The organism is Paenibacillus sp. ALE3, assembly GCF_054113405.1.
The window spans coordinates 3,329,387-3,349,011 of the sequence record NZ_CM134214.1 but is presented as its reverse complement, the minus strand read 5'-3'; the positions used below and the strand labels follow the sequence as shown (position 1 = coordinate 3,349,011).

Genomic DNA, 19,625 nt, shown 5'->3' with positions numbered 1-19,625 from the left:
AATGATTATGCGAGAAGGGGTGACTTCGAAATGATACGTAGAAAAGGTTTTGATGAAGGATTAGAAGAACTGAGAGCCGTACTGCGCGAAATGGGTGCACACGTTTCGAAGGCGCTCGATCAGGCTATTGAATGTTTGCAGACCAAAAATACAGAAATGGCCCAGCAGGTAGTCAAAAATGATGCATCCCTCAATACAATGGAAGAAAATATTCTGGATATGGGCTCCAAGCTCATAATTACCCAGCAGCCGGTAGCGAAGGATTTACGCCGGATCATTGTTGCATTTAAAATTTCCAGTGATTTGGAACGTATGGGCGATTTGGCACTTGATATTGCTAAGGTCACACTTCGCTTGGAAGGGCAACAGGCGATGAAGCCATTGGTAGATATCCCACACATGGCTTCCATTGTTAAAGAAATGATCGACAATGCGATCAAATCCTATTTGGATGAAAATACAGATCTAGCCTACAAAATGGCTAAAGAGGATGATCGGGTAGATTCCTTGTACAGCCATATGATCAGCGATCTATACGCTTTTATGGTAGAAAAGCCGGCAGAGGCTTCACAAGCCATGTTGCAATTGCTTGTAGGACGGTACATTGAACGTATTGGTGACCATGCCACGAATATCGGTGAAAGCACTGTATATCTCGTGACAGGGGAGAGACCAGATTTGAACCAGTAGAGCGATTGGTATATAGCGGTTGTTTCTAACCCAGACTTGTCTTTGAGCAAAAGGCAAATTTGGCTAGGAAACAGCCGTTTTTTTCTGAAAAAGAGTCTTGTATGTTAAGATAGGAAGAGGAATGCGTAAAATGTAAGAACGTTACGAATGCATTGATGAACTTGTGAGGTGCGAAATGGATAAACTCATGCTTATAGATGGTAACAGTATCATATACCGGGCGTTTTTTGCTATGCCGCCGTTGACGAATTCAAGCGGACAGCAGACGAACGCGGTGTATGGATTTACGACAATGTTATTGCGGCTTTTGGAGGAGCATAAACCAACACATATCTTGGTCGCTTTTGATGCTGGTAAAATTACGTTTCGCCATAAAGGGTACGAGGATTACAAAGGTGGACGGGAGAAAACGCCGCCGGAGCTGTCCCAGCAATTTCCGCTGCTGAAAGAGCTATTGACCGCCTTTGGCATTGCCCAATTTGAACTGGATGGCTATGAGGCAGACGATATTATAGGCACCCTGTCCAGAACAGCGGACGAAGCGGGTTTCAATGTGCTGGTTGTGACTGGCGACAAGGACATGCTTCAATTGGCTTCAGACCATGTTACGGTCGGGTTAACCCGTAAGGGGGTTACCGAGGTGGAAACGTACGGACCTGAGCAGATTCAGGAACGTTACGGCTTGAAGCCGCTGCAAATCATAGACCTTAAGGGTCTGATGGGCGATACGTCGGATAACATTCCTGGCATTCCGGGCGTGGGTGAGAAAACAGCGCTCAAGCTGCTGCATCAATATGGTTCAGTCGAAGAGGTGCTGGCGCACACGGATGAGCTGAAGGGCAAAATGAAAGAACGCGTGGAGACACATGCTGACGATGCACGAATGAGCAAGGAATTGGCGACTATTTATCGGGATGTAACGTTGGACAAACAGCTGGAAGATGTAGTTTTCAGCGGGCTGCAGGCTGAGACGGCTGGACCAGCTCTGGCGAAACTGGAGTTCAAGTCCCTGCTGGAGCGTTTATCCTTATCGGGCGAGGTTGGCAGTGCTGGAGTTGGCGTAGAGGAAGCCACGGCAGACGTGACTGTGCTGGATGAAGAGCGTATCAGCGAATTGGTAGAAGTGCTGAATAACATAGATGTGCTGCATGTGGAGACGCATGGTGATAATCCGCATCATGCTGAAATTGTAGGCTTAATATTTGCCGCAACGGGGCGGCAGTTCTTTATGACACTGAATGTTCTACAAAGTGATGCAGCTACCCCTATTCGCGAATGGCTTGCCGATCCTGAACGCAAAAAACGCGGTCATGATTTGCACCGTACAGACTTGGCTTTACACTGGCATGGAATTGAGTTTGCCGGAGCCGAATTTGATGTGCAACTGGCCGGATACTTGCTAGATCCGACAGACGCGAATCAGACGTTGAGTGGACTGGCAGCCAAGTATGGCTTGTCATCGATTCGTCCAGATGACGAAGTGTTTGGTAAAGGAGCTAAATATAAAGTTCCTGAAATGGATGTACTATCCGATCATGTGGCACGTAAGGCAGCGGTGATCGAAGCATTGGTACCCGTGCAGCAGGCGGAACTGGAAAAGACGGAAATGCACAAGCTGTTCCATGAGCTGGAGATGCCGTTATCACGCATTCTGGCGGATATGGAGAAGCAGGGGATTTTGGTAAATGTAGAGGAACTGCGCGCTTTGGGTAAAGAATTTGAAGCCCAGATTGCAACGTTGGTGGGTGAGATCTACAGCACTGCAGGGGTAGAGTTCAATCTTAATTCGCCCAAGCAGTTGGGTGAGATTTTGTTTGATAAACTGGGTCTGCCAGTTATTAAAAAGACAAAAACCGGGTACTCGACCGATGCAGAGGTACTGGAAAAGCTTGCTCCATATCATGATATTGTGCAAAATATTTTGCAATATCGCACCATTGCCAAACTCCAATCGACGTATGTCGAAGGATTGCTTAAAGAAATTTCGGAGAAGACAGGTAAAGTGCATACGTATTTCCGGCAGACGGTTGCGGCAACCGGACGCTTGAGCAGTCAATTTCCGAATTTGCAGAATATCCCCATCCGTCTCGAAGAAGGACGCAAAATCCGCAAAGTATTTGTTCCCTCGGAGCCGGGCTGGTCGATTTTGGCGGCAGACTATTCACAAATCGAGCTGCGGGTGCTGGCTGATATTTCGGATGATGAGCGTTTGAAAGAGGCTTTTGTCCACGATATGGACATCCATACCAAGACCGCATCCGATGTGTTCGGTGTACCAGCAGAAGCTGTAGATTCCGATATGCGCCGTTCCGCAAAGGCGGTCAACTTTGGGATCGTTTACGGGATTAGTGACTATGGTCTGTCGCAAAATTTGAATATTACCCGGAAGGAAGCGGCTCGCTTTATCGACCAGTATTTTGACGTGTTCCAAGGTGTTCGCCGTTACATGGATGATATTGTGAAGGATGCGAAGAGGGATGGATACGTAAAAACGCTGCTGGAACGCAGACGATATTTGCCTGAGATTAACGCCAGCAATTTCAACCAGCGTTCGTTCGCTGAGCGTACAGCGATGAATACGCCGATTCAAGGTACCGCAGCCGATATTATCAAGCTGGCGATGGTGCAGATGGACGCAGCGCTGCGTGAACGCAATCTTCGCAGCCGCATGCTGCTACAAGTACATGATGAGCTTGTATTCGAGGTTCCGCCTGAGGAAATGGAGACGATGAAAGAGCTTGTCCCGGCTACCATGGAAGCTGCATTAAAATTGGCTGTGCCGCTTAAAGCGGAAGTCAGCTATGGCAGCAATTGGTATGAGGCCAAGTAAGATATTTCAATGAGCAGATAGTCCCAATTTGACGTTGCTTCCGTTATAATATAGGGTGAGGTGAAGACATCATGCCGGAATTACCGGAAGTAGAAACCATTAAACGAACACTAAACGAGCTTATCGTTGATAAACATATAGATCATGTAACCGTAAATTTGCCGCGTATTATCCAACGTCCCGATGATATCCACGCATTTGCGATGGAATTGGCCGGCCACCGGATTACAGGAGTGGAGAGACGCGGTAAGTTTCTTCGGATTTTGCTGGACGGGCTGGTGCTTGTCTCCCATCTTCGAATGGAAGGACGCTATGGATTGTATTCACAAGATGATCCTGTGGAAAAGCATACCCATGTCATCTTTCATTTTAAAGATGGTACGGAGCTGCGTTATCAGGATGTGCGCCAGTTCGGCACGATGCACTTATTCCCGGCAGGACAGGATTTGCTGGAAAAGCCGCTAAACAAACTCGGTTTGGAACCGATGGACGAGGCTTTTACACCTGAAATGCTGCGTGCCGCTGTTGGAACTCGTTCGACTTCGATCAAGGCAGCGCTGTTAAACCAGTCATATGTAGTAGGCATCGGGAATATTTATGTAGATGAATCGTTATTTAAGGCAGGGATTCATCCGGCACAGCCAGCCAAAAGCTTAACGGATAGTCAATTTCGCATACTGCATGAAGCTATTGTCTCCACGCTGGGCGCGTCGATTCAGGTTGGTGGCTCGTCCATCAAATCATTCGTCAACGGACAGGGCAAAACGGGCGATTTCCAGCATCAGTTGCAAATTTATGGACGTAACGCGAAGCCTTGCATGAACTGTGGTACATTGATCGAAAAATCCGTCGTAGCCGGACGTGGCACACATCATTGCCCGGTCTGCCAGCCTTTGCGCTAAACAGGCACAGTCACCCCAAGCCCATCCCTCTCATATATTGTTCCAAGTACCAATACTGCGAAGGAAGTAGGTTGCTGTAACGCCCAGCCTTCGCAATGGGAGGGAATTTGGAGTGGCAAATCATTGGGGAGCCCTGCTGTTACTGGCATTTGCACTAAGTTTGGACAGTTTCGGAGTCGGTGTTACATATGGTCTGCGCAAAATGAAAATTCCACTATTGTCGATTGCGATCATCTCAGTATGTTCAGGTTTAGTGATCGGCATATCCATGCAGCTCGGCGCATTACTATCTCGTGTTCTGTCTCCTGTATATACGACGGTTTTCGGTGCTGTCATTCTGATCTGTATCGGCTGCTACTCTTTGATTCAGGCTCTGCACCGCAAGGAAGATTTGACGGAGGAAGCAGCGGAAGTCCCGGGGAATCTTCGCCTTACGGAACAGGTTGATTCAGAGAATATATCAGCACTTGCGGAGAAAAAAAGTGCAGAGGATGCCAATACAGAGTCTCTAAGCAGCTCAGGAAAAGGCCTACCGACAGAAACCTCTTTGGAGCTACAGCAAGAGGAGCGAACGTTATTTTCGCTGGAGTTCCGCAAATGGGGGCTTGTTATTCGGATTCTTCGAAGCCCATCTGCTGCGGATATGGACCGTTCCGGCAGTATATCTGCTACCGAAGCGGTTTGGTTAGGTATTGCATTATCGGTCGATGCGTTCGGAGCAGGATTAGGTGCAGCCATGCTTGGTTTTCAGCCCCTGTCTACTGCGCTGGCTATTACGTTATTCAGTGGTGTATTTTTAATTGCTGGTATGAAGGCAGGGTTCTTCCTGTCAGCATTTCGATTTATGAAGGCGCTCGGTGTATTGCCGGCATTATTACTCATTATGATGGGCATATTGAAGCTGTTATGAGGTGAAGAGCATGAATATCGGATTAACCGGAGGGATCGCTACCGGAAAAAGCACCGTGTCGGCTCTTTTGGTCGCCAAGGGTGCGCTGCTGATCGACGCAGATGCCATTGCCCGGGAAGTCATGCTTCCGGGGCATCCGGTGCTGGCGGCGGTCATACAGCATTTTGGACAAGCTATAGTGAACAGTGACGGAACCCTGCACCGCAAAAGACTGGGAGAGATTGTATTCGGAGACCCTGTTCAGCGACAGGCACTTAACGATATTACGCATCCTGCTATTCGTGAGGAAATGCGTCTGCGCATGGAAGCTTATGAACGGGAGCAGCCGGACAAGCTTGTTTTGGCAGATATCCCGTTAATGTATGAGTCTGGGCTGGAGAGCCTGTACGAGGAAATTATGGTTGTATATGTACCACGTGATATTCAGCTCCGACGTCTGATGCTTAGAGACGGTCTGACAGAAGAGCAAGCCGAGCTTCGCCTGTCCGCACAAATGGATATCGAGCAGAAAAAAAGTTTGGCTGATATTGTTATTGATAATAGCGGAACACAGACTGAGACGAAGCGGCAAATTGATCAGTTTTGGCAGCGAAAGGGACTTGCATGAACATTTTACGTAAGAAAAGAGTCCTGCTCATTTTGTTTGTCGGATTTGTCCTGATTCTGTTCCTCAATTCCAATTGGATGTCATGGTTTTACCCGATTCAATATAAGGATGAAATTCGGCAATATTCACAGACGTATGAAGTGGACCCATTTTTGGTGGCGTCTATTATCCGTGTGGAAACAAACTTTAAAACCAGCAAGCAGTCACACAAGGGTGCACTGGGGCTTATGCAGATTATGCCGAATACCGCCAATTGGATTATGGACAGTGCCCAGATTCAGAAGGTCCCGCTGGACAGTGTAAAGCACGAGCCTGGCACCAACATTGAGCTGGGAACCTGGTATCTGCATAACCTGTCTATGAAGTTTCAGGATAATCCTGTGGTCATCGTAGCGGCATATAATGCTGGTCCAGGTAAAGTTAAGGAGTGGCTGGATCAAGGGGTGTGGGATGGCAAAGAAGAGTCCATTAAGCAAATCCCTTTTGGTGAGACACGGCATTATGTACAGCGAGTCATCTACTATTACAGGCAATATACAAAAATTTATAATGAGTTTTAAGTGACAGGTTAATGACAATATGAGCCTTTTCGCTTTAAAATGAAAAAAGCGCAGGACAGGCTGTTTTTAGCAGCCTATCCCTACACTTTTTCGTATTACTTCTTGATTATTACCGAGATTATTGGTATTGACCTGCCAATTGTTGTTCGGCGATCGTTACGAGGCGTTTTGTGATGTAGCCCCCGATCGAACCGTTCTCATAGGAAGTCATGTTACCTTGGTATCCATCTTGAGGAATGCTGATACCCAGCTCTTGAGCGATTTCATATTTCATTTGCTCCAGAGCACCGGAGGATCTGCTGACTACCAGGTTGTTGGAGTTGCCATTGTTTCCTTGTGCCATTGTTGTTCACCTCCTCGCGACGTGGTAAACATATTATGATCCGTTTCGACAAAATTATTACTAAAAAGCTTCGGGAATTTATTGGAAAAAGGAAGTGATGAGATTATGAAGTGCCCGTATTGTGCCTACAATGGCACGAAAGTGTTGGATTCGCGACCAGCGAATGATAATAAGTCCATCCGCCGCCGTCGCGAATGCGAACAGTGTGCCAGGCGTTTTACCACCTTTGAAATGGTAGAAGAGACCCCACTGATGGTCATCAAAAAAGATGGCAGCCGTGAAGAGTTTAGCCGTGATAAAATGCTGCGCGGTCTCATTCGAGCCTGTGAGAAGCGTCCAGTTTCAGTCGAGCAGCTCGATCTGATCGTATCTCAGGTGGAGAACGCTATTCGCAACACAGCAGCCACAGAGGTGGATAGCCAGCAGATTGGTGAGCTAGTCATGGAACAGCTCTATCCTGTGGATGAAGTCGCCTACGTACGCTTTGCGTCCGTCTATCGGCAGTTCAAAGACATCAATATGTTTATGAAGGAACTGAAAACACTGTTATCCAAAGATACAGACAGCGACTGATCGCTGACTGTATCTTTTTAGGGCCGTGGTGGGAAGAGGATTATATTTTTTTTATAAAAGTATTGACACAGGGTCGAATATTTTATATGATATAGAAGTCGCTTGAAACGTTAATTCACTTACATGTGACGGGGCCTTAGCTCAGCTGGGAGAGCGCATCGCTGGCAGCGATGAGGTCAGGGGTTCGATCCCCCTAGGCTCCACCATAATTTTATATGGACTCTTAGCTCAGTTGGTAGAGCAGTTGACTCTTAATCAATTGGTCCAGGGTTCGAGTCCCTGAGAGTCCATTCTTTAGAAAAAACGGCAGAAATGCCGTTTTTTTTGTTATTCATAGATCTGTTCCCAGCCTAACCAAGGACAGGTAGGGGTTGAATGAGCGCTTATCGAGTTTGATTATAAATAGAACCCATTGTTTGTGAGTGTACTTTGATCGTTGTTTCAACGCAGTTCGTATTTTACAAATGAGTTGAGTTCCTTCAAATGAATTTCTAAATGAATTAATAGATTATGCTGAATTGAATTGAAATTAACTTTACATGGTGAGAATGTAGCTACTTTAGATATAATCGTAAACGAGGATGGAGAGCAACTGAAGGAGCTTTTGAAAAAAAGAGGGTACATCTTGCAGGATGGGAAAGAAACGACGTCCTATATGAATGTACCGCATGATGTAAAGCTGGAATTACCAAACGGGTTTAGAATTTCGGATGCGAATGAAGTTGCTTCTTTCACTACTGTCTGGTACGACGAGCTAAATAAAATAGGAATACTGAAGCCTGTAGGTACGATACCGAAATATAGAAAAATGGGGCTTGGAAAAGCCGTTATTTATGAAGCCATAAAAAGAGTCAAGGACAAAGGTGTAGAAAGAATCTTTTCGATGGGTTTTTCATTAGCCTATTCCAAAGAAATATGGAAAAAAAGAATATCATTGTTTAATGCTGACTGACATAATCGGCAAGAATCTTCAGGTACTCATCATCCACCAATTGTCTTGGGGCAAATATGGCTGTTAAGAAGGTTAGGGACTTGGAATGCGCGATTTGTTCATTCATCATGGAATGGTCAACTTTAGGCAAATGAATGACAGACAGCAGCTCTGGAGATATCTTTTGGCGATATACTCGCTCGGTGTCTTTTACATCTACGTTCATATCTTTTCCAGCCAGCACCAAGAGTACAGGAGATTTAAAGTAGCTTAATTCTTTCGTAGAATCAGAACGAAAATTTTTGCCTATAAAGCTCCATCTTTCTTTGGGAATTATATTCTCAGGATCGGCCATGCTTAGGTACTCTTCATAGGAAGCATGTTTTTTCAGTAGTTGTAGAGTCTTTTGGTCGTAGTCCAGTCTCTTTTTAATTTGCTGCGGGCTAGCTCCTTCTTGTTCCAACTCTTTCCTGGTGTTAAATTGCCCTTGTGTAATCCAATTCACGGCCGGCGATACAAGGATGCTGAATGCAATATCATGCTCCTCTTTAACGATTTTCGGAATGACCCAGCCTGCTTGACTGGCCCCCCATAGGCCGATTTTGTGCTTATCAATCATCGGTAAGGTTTTGGCCCAGGCAACTGCATATCGAATCTCCTGTGCTCGGTCCTCCATACTTTGCTCTAGCCAATTGCCTGGAGCGCCGTTAATACCGGGCTTATTCAGGGATAAGGAAGCGTAGCCCTTAGAAGCGAACCTTTCCCACAGTGGTTTGTATCCATCATCATAGGTGTCATTGATTGGACCATCTCCATGGACAAAAACAACCAGTCCAATCTTTCCCGAGTAGTTCTTAGGCAAAGCCAGTGTACCTGTTAATACTCCTTTGGGAGTCGCAATTTGTATTTTTTCTTCCGTCATCTTGTAGGAATTTTGATATAAAACAATCAATATCAAGGCAAAAGCCAGACCTGCCACAATACCAAGGGTAAGCCTATATGTTTTTTTCAATGCTGTTCTCTCCTCGATTGCAGTTTCGTTCTTTCCAGCTCATTAAATGCCATACAGGCTCCTTGAACCAAAAATGCCGCCAATAATTATATTGGGACTGCTCTATTTCAAACGCTAGATTGTGGTACAAACGAATAGCCTGCTGGTTCTTATGTGCTACATGAAGTGTCAACGCATGGAAACCGGATTCAACCGTAAACTGCTGTGCGAAAGCTAGAAAACGTCGCCCGATCCCCTGATTGCGATGACTTGAGCGAATCGCCAAATGATCTATGTAACACTCATCTATGGCAGGCTTATATTCCAGCGCATGCATGCCTGTCAAAAATTTAAATACATTGAAGCAGCCAAACTGTTTTATAAGCGGAGCCAAAGAAATGAGATTGGCTATAGGAAGTGAAGAGGAGGGAGCCTTCCATTTGAGTGAAAGGACGCCAACAACATCTTCGTTCTCTTTGGCGACAAATTGTTTCATAGATGTAGAATTAGGATTTTGAACCCAAACCTGCATTAATAAACGCTGTATATCTTGAACCTCCAGTGCAACAAGAGCTTGAAATTTTGCTTTAAACGATTCCACTAAGAGCTTACATACGGCTTCATGGTCTTGCTCTTGATAAGCAACAATGTCATAGGATTGTGGACTCATGTAACGTCCTCCTGCTATCAGAAATTTGTACTTGAATCTCATATTGCAGCTCGTTGCTGTCAAATATGGATAGATAGGATTTTTCCACCACAATGATTATGCTCAAGCATTCATATTGGTGTTGGGTCGCATAATGCTCCAGTTGTTGGACTTGGTGTTCTATCTCAGCGTCTTCAGTGGCGGAGAAATGCTTGTAGAGATAGGTACCTTCTTCCAGAATGTAGTCAGCTGTTCCTGATGTCGTTTCATAGTATAGCTTCACCTGTCCAGAGTCAGATAGATAATGTAGATCATTTTCAAATAATTGTGGTGGGGCAGGCCGCTGTTCAAATAGATTCCTGGCCGTGAGCTCTTGATCCCTCTCCAATGCAAACCACAGCTTTAAATGTCGAGTGCCCTGCAGCTTGAGTCGATACTCATTGTTTTGCTGGGTAAGGGTATGATGTTCTTTTAGCACTTTGTGAATAAACTGTTCGAGCAACTTTAAGTTAGCCATTTCATCCTGTACCTTCTGTAACGAATGTTCTAAAAGCTGGTTGTAATCATCGGCAGTGTAGGAAGTCATACATTCTTCAATTTGACCGACAGGGATGTTTAGTTTACGTAGCATTAAAATATGGGAAAGTTGATAAATTTCATGAAGTCCGTACATTCGATATTGATTTTCATCTGTGTATAACGGATAAAGGATCCCCTTTTCCTCAAAATACCGTAGCTGATGTACAGATACATTCATGAGCTGAGCAAGCTGGCTGATCGTTATGTGTTTTTTCAATGATAGGTCTCCTTACTCATAATTGATAATTGAATAACTTCACTATAAACCTTAGGTCAGACCTAAGGTCAATAGAAAATATCCGCAGAGTTTACCTCTCGTTCATAACCCGTTATAATCATAAGATTAGTGAGCATAAACCAAATGTTCAGGATGAAGGTTAGAATGGGGAAATCATGTTGAAGACTTTTAAGAAGGTATACATTGAGATAACAAGCATTTGCAATCTTGCATGCAGTTTTTGCCCTCAGACACAACGTGTCAAAAAATTTATTGATCCGGAAGTTTTTCGGAATGTGCTTGATCAGGTCAAGCCGCATACGGATTACATTTATCTGCATGTAAAAGGAGAGCCTTTGCTCCATCCCAAAATTGATCTTTTGCTGGAGAGTGCGCATGAGAAAGGCTTAAAGGTCAACATTACCACCAATGGTACCTTGCTGCCGAAGACCGGACATAAGCTGCTTGGTCAGCCAGCCTTACGGCAGATGAATTTTTCTCTTCATAGTTTCGACGGGCATGAAGGTTCTGTGGATCGAGAAGGTTATTTGGGTCATATTTTCACGTTTGTCAGAGAAGCTGTGAAGCACAATATCATTATTTCCTTCCGTCTCTGGAATCTGACTCAAGATAATTTGACTAATGTGCAGCGTCAGCGCAACCGGGAGACACTGGAGCAATTGGAGCAAGAGTTTGAACTGGATTATCGGATTGAGGAAAAAGTAATACCGGGCAGTGGGGTCAAAATCGCTCCTAATGTATATTTGAATCAGGACTACGAATTTGAATGGCCTAGCCTGAGTGCTCCGGAAGATGACGGAAAAGGCTTTTGTCATGCGCTTCGCAGTCAGGCGGCGGTTTTGGTGGATGGAACAGTGGTCCCTTGCTGTCTTGATGGAGAAGGTGTCATTAACTTAGGAAATGTGCATGAGCAAACTTTTTCCGAGATCGTGGAAGGTGAGCGTGCAAACCGTCTGTACTTTGGATTCTCCAGAAGAGAAGCAGTAGAAGAGTTGTGCCGAAAGTGCGGGTATCGCAAACGATTTGGAACCTAATCATAGAGGTGGAACTTTAAGCGACAATAGAATGGATCACAAGAAAGAGAGCCCTTTTACAGGGCTTTTTCTTATATTTGCATAGGGGGATAATCAGCGGCTTTGACGATCTAGAGGAAGTTAGACGTAATGATTGCTTGTGAGAATGATTATCAATTATAATAAATTTATTCTAATAAATTGGGCGGGATAAGCAACACATCGGTTTGGATGGGGGCTGAGCGGTAGTAATGAAGTTGAACGATCACATTGTATTGTGGAATCATGTATTTATACAGGTGATGGATGTTCGCCACAAGAAAATGGATAAAGGGGAAGAATTGCGGAGCTATAGACTTCCGGTCAGTGCGTTTTTATATACGGTGCGCGGAAGTGCACGGGTATGGCTGGATGACAGTATTCATAGGGTGGATCGTTTCCATGTCCTGCATGGGGGGGGAAGGAATGTGTCTGAGCGTCATGACGGAGGATGTATTTGAATATTACATTATTCTGTACAAGGCAACTTTGGCCCTGCCTGGTCGTAAGGAGGTCGCACAATTGCTGGAAAGGGAAAATCCTTTTCAGAATCAGTATGCTTTCGCACCTCATTACCCGCTGCCTCTGTATGATAAAGTGAAGCTGTTGGAGCAAGAATGGCATAAGGGATCGGGACTTGGTAAACTGCATGTCAAAGCTTTGTTTCATCATTTTGTATTCGAGTTGTTACACCAACTGGATCGACAAGGTATTCAGCCCCTTAAGCCTGACTTGGTAGCGCAAGCTGTAACCTATATTCGTGAGCATTTTAGTCGGCCTATAACACTAGAATCTATTGCGGAGGACCTAGAGTGCAGTACCGGACATTTATCAAGGCTGTTCAAAAGTAAAATGCATACCAGTCCAATTCATTACTTGGGTCAGATACGGGCGAATCGGGCGGCAGAGCTGCTAATGCAGACGGATGCCACTTTGCAGGAGATCGCAGAGCGTGTGGGATATCCAGATGCGCATTCATTAAGTCGCAGCTTCAAGAAATATAAGGGACTATCTCCTATACGATTCAAAAAAGAACAGCAGCAGCAAATCCAGGGACAAGATCAGGATATGCCCCAAACGAAGCTTAAATATGCCCTTCAGCAGACAGCCTTCACACGTTATACTGATATTGATTATCAATATCGGTATCATGCGGAAGGGGATTTTTTCATGCACGGTAGAGGCAAAATGACGGCTATGATGATCATGTTGTGCTTATCATTGATGCTGGGGGCTTGCTCAGCTCCGACGAATACACATGGAAGCTCGCAGACGAAGGCTAATCATACAGTGGCAACATCTAACAGCGATGGACAAGCGGCAGTACAAACGCAGACAAGAACGGTTAAGACACTAAAAGGCGATGAGGAAGTACCTGCAAACCCGAAACGAGTGGCATCGGATCAGTATATGGGTCATCTTTTAAAACTGGGGATTATTCCGTTAGGGGTCAGAAGCTATATGCTGAATGAGGCTTGGATTGATCCATCGGGATATCCCAAGGAGAAGTTAGCCGGAATCAAAGATCTCGGGGATTTTCCTATGGATTTGGAGGAACTGACCGTTCTGCAACCTGATTTAATTATCGGCTCAATGAAAAGAACATCGACAGCTACCAAAAGATAGGAACGACTGTGTTCCTGCCGTATTGGGAGGGTGAATCTACAGCGGGACCACTGGATAAATTCCGCAGAATCAGTGAAATTTTTGGCAAACAGAAAGAAGCCGAGCAGTGGATCGCTGAATAAGAGAAGAGAGTTGCAGAGGCCAGAACCAAAATTGACGGTATCATTAAAGATGGAGAGACGGTTTCGATCGTACAAGTCGCCAATAAATCCATATATGTTTGGGGGCGAAAGGCGGCAACTACGGAAGTCCAACCATATATCAAATGCTAAAGCTGCCACCCACAAAGAAAGCATTGAATATGAAAGAGGGATTTGAAAATATTTCACTTGAGGTTTTACCCGAGTATATGGGAGATCGTATTTTTGTATATGGCTCAAAAGATGAGGGGGCCAATCAGATCCTGCATAGTGAGCTATGGAAAGGTCTTCCGGCTGTAAAAAAAGGACAGGTGTACATGTACGGTTCATTCAGCAATAAAGGGGATGAGTTTGTGATGGAAGACCCCTATTCGCTGGAGCTTCAACTGGATACCATAGTTAATCTCTTATTAGCCCACAAAAAATAAAGGAAATACAAGTAACATCTTTGTATACTAATTGGGAGAAGCTTTAAGACTTCAATCTGCGAAAGTCATATAGAAAAATCCGCTTCACACAAGATTCCTAAGTGTTTGGCGGATTTTGTTATGTCTATATTTCTTCTTCTCTATATGTTTTAGTATATCTTTGAAATTCAGATTTTTGGTCATCGTAATAATCTGCTCTTGTCCAGAAAATAATTTGAGAGAACGAATCGGTATGCTCCAAATAAGTGATTAAATATACAACTTTCACTTTATCGCTCTCTGTCCATACTTCGTATTGCAAGCCTTGATTCCCGTTAATATTGACCTTTATTGGTCCCGTCAATATTATCCCTTTTCCAGACCTTTTAAGTACTAATTGAGCTGAAAACTCAGCGTATTCTTTTAATGTGATCATTGAGGATTTCTCATAAGGTAGTTCAGATTTCCAATCCTTGATGACCGCCATGTACGCATCGTGTTTTTCATACCAGGCTTGAATTAATGCATCTGGATTAAGAATTAAACCAGACTTCCATACATAAGGGAGACGGATTTGTTGCTGAGCATCTTCGCTTTTAAAAGTTTTTAAAATAGTTGTTGAACGAAGATCAGGCTCAACTTGTGAGTCGCTTAATATTTTCAAGGAGCTGGCTATTGTCGCAAATTCGTGATGTTTTTCTATAGATGAGCCTCCCCTTGAATAGATCAATACTTGAAGATAATGCTGTTTGCTCTCAAACATGGCACTGAAGTAATAGACCTGTTGGCCCTTGAAATTCCCACTATAATCGGCTGTTCTGGCGGTTGTGGAATCAATCTGGATTGGGGTAGTATCCACAGCCTTAAAGTTTTCTAGGCCCAGTGCGGAGATTTCTTCACGTTGCTGTACGAATTCGTCGAGCGTCATATTATTTGCAAAAGCTGACTTGGGGACACGGAAAACCAGCCCTACGTTCTTTTTTTCTTTGTCACAAACACTAAGCACCGAATCCAGTTGTCCTTGTTTAAATTTACGCCAGCCAGCGGGAATGGTGAGAGCCACAAGATCCTTATCCGAGGTAACGGTATGAGCCGACGACTCTGTAACGTGTGGGACAGGCTGACTTTCTTTGTCCACAACGGCTGTATTATGAGTCATATTGTCTACATTAGAATTCGTGTGGACTGTAGTTACAGCATTTTTGGAATTGCAACTGGTAAGAATGAATAGTGCTATAAGTGCAACAATATAAAATCGAAAATAGGCAAAACTGAATTGCATGGAAATAACTCCCTCTGTTTCATATTTATAAAGGGAATTTTACCCTTTTATAAAATCATAAAAAAGAGGCGTTTGTCCTGTTTTACGTAGCTCAGTCGTTTATTGTGGTCGTCACTGTGACGTTGTTGACAGAAGTTGAGGAAGCGCTGGTGTTTGAAATTGATCACCTCAACAACTACGGTAGCGCCAACTAATAAGCCAGTATTTATGATTAGATTAGTAGGAGAAAGTGTCGTTAACCCGTCTCGCTGTAACGTTCCCAGATACAACACTGTCAGCTTCCAGATAGATTCGGATAATAGACATAGGAATTCCTCCACTCCTAATATTCCAGATGTATCTCATAGTTCTATGTGAATATTTTAGATATGGATTGGATGGGGAGGAGTCTTCGATTTATTTCATTTTGTTCAAGCTTCTTTGGGCCCGAGTTACTATTCGCTTCGTTTCCTTTGTATCAGAAGTCATCAGCCATGTATCACAAACCTGAGTTACCCATTCCGGGTTAGTTTTGCTGGCATCATTCAGCCAATTGCCCACCGAGTCTTGAACATATTTGACTGGGTCGGATTGAACCGCTTCCAAAAGTGGAAGAGCCAGCTCGGGATGTTCTTTTAGTTCAGGGATGTGCTTGGCCCAAACGCCTTGTGGCCGGGTTAATTCAATAGCAAAACGACGTATGTTAGCATCCTCATTTCGCACCCAGCTGTTTAACAGCGCAAGCGCCTCATCCAGTTGCAAGAATATAGGTTCTCTCATTGCCATCCAGGCTATTTCACGTACTCCGAAATGGGAATCCGCTGCAAATGGTCGAATGCCAGCAAATTTTTCTTCTAGACTTAAACGGGAATCAATCCCGATGATGTAGGCAGCCCAGCAGCGAATGCTGTCTGAAAGATGGGAGGCCATCGCGTCAAAGAGTCGAGTACGTTCTTCTAGCGCTTGTTGCTCAAACACATGAAGCCACGCCTGTGCTATTGCGGGTATCATTTTCATGATCTTTTTTTCCTTCAGATGATCCAATTCAGTCAAGAAGACATTGAATGATCGCTGCAATCCAAACTCATCCAGAGCGTTCCGCAGAAGAACAACATGATCCACAGCCAGCCATTCGGTAAGATTCACGGTCTCAAGCTGTCCCTGCTGTAGCAGTTGAAGTACATCAGTAGGGATATCTGTTCTTTTGCGAGCTCCTTTGCGGTGTAACATTTCATCACTCCATATCGTATATTTGCTGGTAGGTATACGATAATTCTTTTGTCAGGAGGAAAGATGTAATGTAGCTTACAACTTGGCTAGCTTTTGGCGATGGATGTAAATTGTCTTAAAACCGGTTTTAATGGCCTTTTCTTTGACAAGCTCCTGTAGAGCGGTTGTTACAGCTTCACGGGTGGCCCCAACCAAATTCGCTATTTCCTGGTGAGAAAGCGGAAAATCAATTTTATAATACTCATCATGACTTTGAAGGGCAAATTGATCACATAATTTTAAAAGAACATACATAATTTTATCTTGTAAATTCCCCAAAGTCAGATGCTGGGCCAGACTGCTCATTCCTGAGATCCGGTCACTTAGTACCTGAATCATTCATCATAAGCCGGGGATGCTGGATTAAAAAATGTTCAAATCGGTCTGTGTCCATCAAGCAGATATCGCATTCTTCTATCGTTTCTATGTACATGTCCCGTGTCCCCAGTGAAATCATGTCCATTTCACCGAATACATTTCCCTCACTGAGAATATCCAAAGTGAACTGCTTCCCATCGGCATTCAGCTTGTAGAGACGTACCTTTCCCCTTTTCACAAAATAAAGCCCCTTGAAGAAGGTATCCGGGGTTTGAATAAATGGGTTTTTTTGTATAGTCGTAATAGAGGTCATTTGATCCATTTCAATCAAATCTTCTCGTGAGAGACTATGTAGCAAATTGAATTGAGATAAGTATTGAATGCTATTCATAAGTTCTCCTTTTCGTTGCATCGAGTATACAGAATCATAATACTATACAATTATAGCTTCTCTAAGGTACTTTCACCTATACTACTCACTTGTTTGCATTAAAAGTGAGCAAATAAACTGGGAAGTCAGGCGGATTTATGTAAAGGGGAGATTGGTATAAAATGGATTTACATGATAATAGATACATAAAGAGTGAGGGTATACAATGATCCAATTAAAAGATATTGGCAAATTTGACGTTCTTCCCGAAATCGCAATGCGTATTGTAGAAGGCAATATATCGGCATTACGCCAAGCGCTGACCGAAGGCTGGGATATAGAACAAGAATTTAAACTCAGCAAACATACGACGTTAAGTCCATTAGACCTTGCGCTTATTTCTCAGCGAATGGACGTGTTAAAGCTGTTGGTGGAGCAGGGAGTTCAACTCAATGCAAAAGATCGCCCTGCATTTTTAACAGCTGTTCGCTACTGCTCAGAAGAGATTGTCCGCTATGTGGTGGCCCATGGTGCCAAGCTGGACGGAAAAAATCAAGTCAAATCTGGTGCCTATGAGCAAGCCTATTATGGCAATAAAAAGAATATCCCGCTGATTCACGAACTTGGCCTCGATATAAAGCAGCATGGGGGAGCAACGCTGCGCAACGCAGTTAGTAACCATGACCTGAACACTGTAGCACTACTGTTGGAGCATGGTGCAGATATTAATTACAATGCCTCTGATATGGTGTATCCCTATAAAGCGACTCCTTTAACTGTAGCAGCACGAAATAATGATTTTGCGATGGTTAAGTACCTGGTAGAGCATGGGGCTGACGTGACACTGGCAGAAAAAGGTGGAGATCGGGCATATACGATTGCTGTTAGCAATAAGAACGTGGAAATGGCCGAATATCTAAAGTCTGTGGAACCGCCAGCGTTTCATAATCTGGAGAATAAACAACATGCTTTAAAAAGCTACAAGCTTCCGAAGGATCTTACAGTCTTTCTAATGGGAGACCAGCGCCGTGTAGACCTGCCAGAAAATGATTTAGGTATCCAATTTGTTGAGTTTTTCTCTTTCGTAGATACGGTTGAGATGAAATTAGGTCGGCAAAAGCTGTTGCGTTTGTCTCTAGAAGTAGATAACTATTCGGATATCCTTTTGGTGTGGAATCCCAAGCACAAGTGTCTGGGCTATTACGATGAAGAACATCAGGAATATGCGGATGTATGCAACTTTGCTGAGTTTCTTGCGCAGCCGGGAGATTACCTGGAGAAGATGATTGAGGGTGAATATTTATCATAACAAGGTGAGCCATGAATGCGGTATGCACGCAGTCATGGCTCTTGTTATTCAAAGAAGACGCAAGTGTACACAGGTATCCTATGCTTATCAAGAATGATTGCGAATAAGCTGGATGAAATTCTGGGTAGCCGCTGATAGTGGCTCATTTTTGCGAGTACAAATAGCGATTGAATTGAGAAGCTGGATACCCTCCACATATACCCGGCATAGCTCACCGCGTTCTACATATTCACGCACGACTAGTGAGGACACAAAGTTTGCACCATAACCGGCAATCACTGCGGTAATCGCCTCATGCAGCCCTGTGAAGTTAAGTGTGACTTTGGGAGCAGGGGCATTGTAGGTTCGACATAGGGAAAACAATCTCTCTCGTGTCGAGCTTCCCTTCTCACGCATAACAAAGGGCTCCTGCATCATTTGCAATAATGAAACCTGCTGATTCGCATACCGATGATCCGGCGCTACTACAAACCATAGCTCATCACGAAATAATTCTTCGGTCTGAATCGTATCGGAGTACTGCTCAGGCAGTCCTCCATAGATCGCCAAATCTACTTCGATATTCAATAGCTGCTGCAAGGCATTATTGGAGTTCGTGGTATGAATCGTCATTTCAACTTGTTCATATTGCTGTTTGAATTTTGCGATCCAGGCCGGAATGAGGAAATGAGCCGGTAAATAAGTAGCAGCCAGCCGAATATGACCATGGGCTCCGTCACGATAATCCTGTGAAAATTGTTCGATTTGCTGTTCGACAGCAAAAAGCCGTTTGGCGAGAACAGCAAGCTTTTCACCAGCATCGGTTAAGGTAATCCCTCTTCCCATGGGCACGAGCAGTGTGAGGGATATTTCTTTTTCGAATTTTTTAATCTGGGCTGTTATCGCAGGTTGGCTAATATTTAATAGTTCAGAGGCACGTGTCACACTCCTTGTAGAGGCGACCACGTGAAATAAGCGTAATGCATGCAGGTTCAAGACCGGACTCCTTTCTGATTAACTCATACATTTAAATTATGAATAGAGTAAAAACATATATTATTTTTATAATAGTAATTCATTTACAATCAAAT

Annotated in this window: 20 protein-coding genes, 2 tRNA genes and 1 pseudogene; 15 read left to right on the top strand and 8 right to left on the bottom strand. The window is 44.1% G+C overall.

Features of this window, described 5'->3' with window-relative positions; translation table 11 throughout:
* The first annotated feature begins 30 nt into the window (after positions 1-30).
* The 6 genes from phoU to ACXHJ2_RS14660 all read left to right on the top strand — a co-directional run bounded on the left by phoU (position 31) and on the right by ACXHJ2_RS14660 (position 6,499).
* The gene (phoU, locus tag ACXHJ2_RS14685) at positions 31-690 is read left to right on the top strand and encodes a phosphate signaling complex protein PhoU (protein WP_016819636.1); all 660 of its coding nucleotides are present in this window, start codon (positions 31-33) and stop codon (positions 688-690) included.
* 175 nt (positions 691-865) lie between these two features.
* Positions 866-3,520 carry a DNA polymerase I gene (gene polA / locus ACXHJ2_RS14680; protein WP_165084402.1) on the top strand — a complete coding sequence of 885 codons (2,655 nt, stop codon included), beginning with the start codon at positions 866-868 and terminating at the stop codon, positions 3,518-3,520.
* A gap of 71 nt (positions 3,521-3,591) precedes the next feature.
* Entirely contained in the window at positions 3,592-4,422 is an 831-nt protein-coding gene (mutM, locus tag ACXHJ2_RS14675) for a DNA-formamidopyrimidine glycosylase (RefSeq protein ID WP_040101712.1), read from the top strand.
* A 112-nt stretch (positions 4,423-4,534) separates the two neighbouring features.
* Positions 4,535-5,332 (top strand): MntP/YtaF family protein, encoded by a 798-nt coding sequence (locus ACXHJ2_RS14670; protein WP_129549006.1) that lies wholly within the window; start codon positions 4,535-4,537, stop codon positions 5,330-5,332.
* A 10-nt stretch (positions 5,333-5,342) separates the two neighbouring features.
* Positions 5,343-5,939 carry a dephospho-CoA kinase gene (gene coaE / locus ACXHJ2_RS14665; protein ID WP_013370364.1) on the top strand — a complete coding sequence of 199 codons (597 nt, stop codon included), beginning with the start codon at positions 5,343-5,345 and terminating at the stop codon, positions 5,937-5,939.
* Positions 5,936-6,499 (top strand): lytic transglycosylase domain-containing protein, encoded by a 564-nt coding sequence (locus tag ACXHJ2_RS14660; protein WP_013370365.1) that lies wholly within the window; start codon positions 5,936-5,938, stop codon positions 6,497-6,499. Before coaE ends, ACXHJ2_RS14660 begins: the two co-directional genes overlap by 4 nt.
* A gap of 118 nt (positions 6,500-6,617) precedes the next feature.
* Here the strand turns inward: ACXHJ2_RS14660 and ACXHJ2_RS14655 are convergent, their stop codons facing one another.
* A complete protein-coding gene (locus tag ACXHJ2_RS14655) occupies positions 6,618-6,842 on the bottom strand; it encodes an alpha/beta-type small acid-soluble spore protein (protein WP_013309613.1) in 225 nt (74 codons plus the stop codon).
* Positions 6,843-6,947: 105 nt separating this feature from the next.
* Here ACXHJ2_RS14655 and nrdR point away from each other — a divergent pair, with 105 nt between their 5' ends.
* The 4 genes from nrdR (at position 6,948) to ACXHJ2_RS14635 (ending at position 8,367) form a co-directional block, all read left to right on the top strand.
* A complete protein-coding gene (nrdR, locus tag ACXHJ2_RS14650; RefSeq protein ID WP_013370366.1) occupies positions 6,948-7,415 on the top strand; it encodes a transcriptional regulator NrdR in 468 nt (155 codons plus the stop codon).
* Between the two features lie 130 nt (positions 7,416-7,545).
* A tRNA-Ala gene (locus ACXHJ2_RS14645) sits at positions 7,546-7,621 on the top strand.
* Positions 7,622-7,632: 11 nt separating this feature from the next.
* A tRNA-Lys gene (locus ACXHJ2_RS14640) sits at positions 7,633-7,705 on the top strand.
* Between the two features lie 233 nt (positions 7,706-7,938).
* Positions 7,939-8,367 (top strand): GNAT family N-acetyltransferase, encoded by a 429-nt coding sequence (locus ACXHJ2_RS14635; RefSeq protein WP_238791789.1) that lies wholly within the window; start codon positions 7,939-7,941, stop codon positions 8,365-8,367.
* Here the strand turns inward: ACXHJ2_RS14635 and ACXHJ2_RS14630 are convergent.
* From ACXHJ2_RS14630 to ACXHJ2_RS14620, 3 genes are read right to left on the bottom strand one after another with little or no spacing between them, the layout of a single operon-like run.
* Positions 8,354-9,358 (bottom strand): alpha/beta hydrolase family protein, encoded by a 1,005-nt coding sequence (locus ACXHJ2_RS14630; RefSeq protein ID WP_165084400.1) that lies wholly within the window; start codon positions 9,356-9,358, stop codon positions 8,354-8,356. The two genes, ACXHJ2_RS14635 and ACXHJ2_RS14630, sit on opposite strands and share 14 nt — an antisense overlap.
* Positions 9,342-10,007 (bottom strand): GNAT family N-acetyltransferase, encoded by a 666-nt coding sequence (locus ACXHJ2_RS14625; RefSeq protein WP_165084399.1) that lies wholly within the window; start codon positions 10,005-10,007, stop codon positions 9,342-9,344. The genes ACXHJ2_RS14630 and ACXHJ2_RS14625 overlap by 17 nt, the downstream gene beginning before the upstream one ends.
* Positions 9,988-10,782, bottom strand: a complete 795-nt coding sequence (locus ACXHJ2_RS14620; protein WP_165084398.1) for a helix-turn-helix domain-containing protein — start codon at positions 10,780-10,782, stop codon at positions 9,988-9,990. The genes ACXHJ2_RS14625 and ACXHJ2_RS14620 overlap by 20 nt, the downstream gene beginning before the upstream one ends.
* 176 nt (positions 10,783-10,958) lie before the next feature.
* On the opposite strand from ACXHJ2_RS14620, the gene ACXHJ2_RS14615 reads away from it, so the two are divergent.
* The 4 genes from ACXHJ2_RS14615 to ACXHJ2_RS14600 all read left to right on the top strand — a co-directional run bounded on the left by ACXHJ2_RS14615 (position 10,959) and on the right by ACXHJ2_RS14600 (position 14,049).
* Positions 10,959-11,837: a radical SAM/SPASM domain-containing protein gene (locus ACXHJ2_RS14615; protein WP_165084397.1), complete on the top strand. Its 879-nt coding sequence runs from the start codon at positions 10,959-10,961 to the stop codon at positions 11,835-11,837.
* Positions 11,838-12,067: 230 nt separating this feature from the next.
* On the top strand, positions 12,068-12,316 hold the full coding sequence (locus tag ACXHJ2_RS14610) for a hypothetical protein (RefSeq protein ID WP_238791153.1): 249 nt from the start codon (positions 12,068-12,070) through the stop codon (positions 12,314-12,316).
* Positions 12,297-13,481, top strand: a complete 1,185-nt coding sequence (locus tag ACXHJ2_RS14605) for a helix-turn-helix domain-containing protein (RefSeq protein ID WP_457874163.1) — start codon at positions 12,297-12,299, stop codon at positions 13,479-13,481. Before ACXHJ2_RS14610 ends, ACXHJ2_RS14605 begins: the two co-directional genes overlap by 20 nt.
* A 301-nt stretch (positions 13,482-13,782) precedes the next feature.
* Positions 13,783-14,049, top strand: coding sequence for an ABC transporter substrate-binding protein (locus tag ACXHJ2_RS14600; RefSeq protein WP_342366157.1), 267 nt, complete (start codon positions 13,783-13,785; stop codon positions 14,047-14,049).
* 124 nt (positions 14,050-14,173) lie between these two features.
* Here ACXHJ2_RS14600 and ACXHJ2_RS14595 read toward each other — a convergent pair whose 3' ends face one another.
* The 3 genes and pseudogenes from ACXHJ2_RS14595 to ACXHJ2_RS14585 form a co-directional block, all read right to left on the bottom strand.
* A complete protein-coding gene (locus ACXHJ2_RS14595) occupies positions 14,174-15,310 on the bottom strand; it encodes a DUF1795 domain-containing protein (protein WP_165084396.1) in 1,137 nt (378 codons plus the stop codon).
* 396 nt (positions 15,311-15,706) lie between these two features.
* Positions 15,707-16,519, bottom strand: coding sequence for a DNA alkylation repair protein (locus ACXHJ2_RS14590; protein ID WP_165084393.1), 813 nt, complete (start codon positions 16,517-16,519; stop codon positions 15,707-15,709).
* A gap of 75 nt (positions 16,520-16,594) precedes the next feature.
* Positions 16,595-17,267: pseudogene (locus ACXHJ2_RS14585) on the bottom strand (Crp/Fnr family transcriptional regulator).
* 205 nt (positions 17,268-17,472) lie between these two features.
* Here ACXHJ2_RS14585 and ACXHJ2_RS14580 point away from each other — a divergent pair.
* Positions 17,473-18,555, top strand: coding sequence for an ankyrin repeat domain-containing protein (locus ACXHJ2_RS14580; RefSeq protein ID WP_165084391.1), 1,083 nt, complete (start codon positions 17,473-17,475; stop codon positions 18,553-18,555).
* Positions 18,556-18,642: 87 nt separating this feature from the next.
* On the opposite strand, the gene ACXHJ2_RS14575 is transcribed toward ACXHJ2_RS14580, so the two are convergent.
* The gene (locus ACXHJ2_RS14575) at positions 18,643-19,530 is read right to left on the bottom strand and encodes a LysR family transcriptional regulator (protein WP_165084389.1); all 888 of its coding nucleotides are present in this window, start codon (positions 19,528-19,530) and stop codon (positions 18,643-18,645) included.
* Positions 19,531-19,625 lie beyond the last annotated feature (95 nt).

Bases quoted from the DNA above. Each gene is read 5' to 3' on its own strand.
- nrdR (WP_013370366.1), top strand. From the start codon at position 6,948: ATGAAGTGCCCGTATTGTGCCTACAATGGCACGAAAGTGTTGGATTCG.
- ACXHJ2_RS14655 (WP_013309613.1), bottom strand. From the start codon at position 6,842: ATGGCACAAGGAAACAATGGCAACTCCAACAACCTGGTAGTCAGCAGA.
- ACXHJ2_RS14590 (WP_165084393.1), bottom strand. From the start codon at position 16,519: ATGTTACACCGCAAAGGAGCTCGCAAAAGAACAGATATCCCTACTGAT.
- ACXHJ2_RS14610 (WP_238791153.1), top strand. From the start codon at position 12,068: ATGAAGTTGAACGATCACATTGTATTGTGGAATCATGTATTTATACAG.
- ACXHJ2_RS14660 (WP_013370365.1), top strand. From the start codon at position 5,936: ATGAACATTTTACGTAAGAAAAGAGTCCTGCTCATTTTGTTTGTCGGA.
- mutM (WP_040101712.1), top strand. From the start codon at position 3,592: ATGCCGGAATTACCGGAAGTAGAAACCATTAAACGAACACTAAACGAG.
- ACXHJ2_RS14615 (WP_165084397.1), top strand. From the start codon at position 10,959: ATGTTGAAGACTTTTAAGAAGGTATACATTGAGATAACAAGCATTTGC.
- ACXHJ2_RS14595 (WP_165084396.1), bottom strand. From the start codon at position 15,310: ATGCAATTCAGTTTTGCCTATTTTCGATTTTATATTGTTGCACTTATA.
- ACXHJ2_RS14580 (WP_165084391.1), top strand. From the start codon at position 17,473: ATGATCCAATTAAAAGATATTGGCAAATTTGACGTTCTTCCCGAAATC.
- phoU (WP_016819636.1), top strand. From the start codon at position 31: ATGATACGTAGAAAAGGTTTTGATGAAGGATTAGAAGAACTGAGAGCC.
- ACXHJ2_RS14625 (WP_165084399.1), bottom strand. From the start codon at position 10,007: ATGAGTCCACAATCCTATGACATTGTTGCTTATCAAGAGCAAGACCAT.
- ACXHJ2_RS14600 (WP_342366157.1), top strand. From the start codon at position 13,783: ATGAAAGAGGGATTTGAAAATATTTCACTTGAGGTTTTACCCGAGTAT.
- ACXHJ2_RS14605 (WP_457874163.1), top strand. From the start codon at position 12,297: ATGACGGAGGATGTATTTGAATATTACATTATTCTGTACAAGGCAACT.
- coaE (WP_013370364.1), top strand. From the start codon at position 5,343: ATGAATATCGGATTAACCGGAGGGATCGCTACCGGAAAAAGCACCGTG.
- polA (WP_165084402.1), top strand. From the start codon at position 866: ATGGATAAACTCATGCTTATAGATGGTAACAGTATCATATACCGGGCG.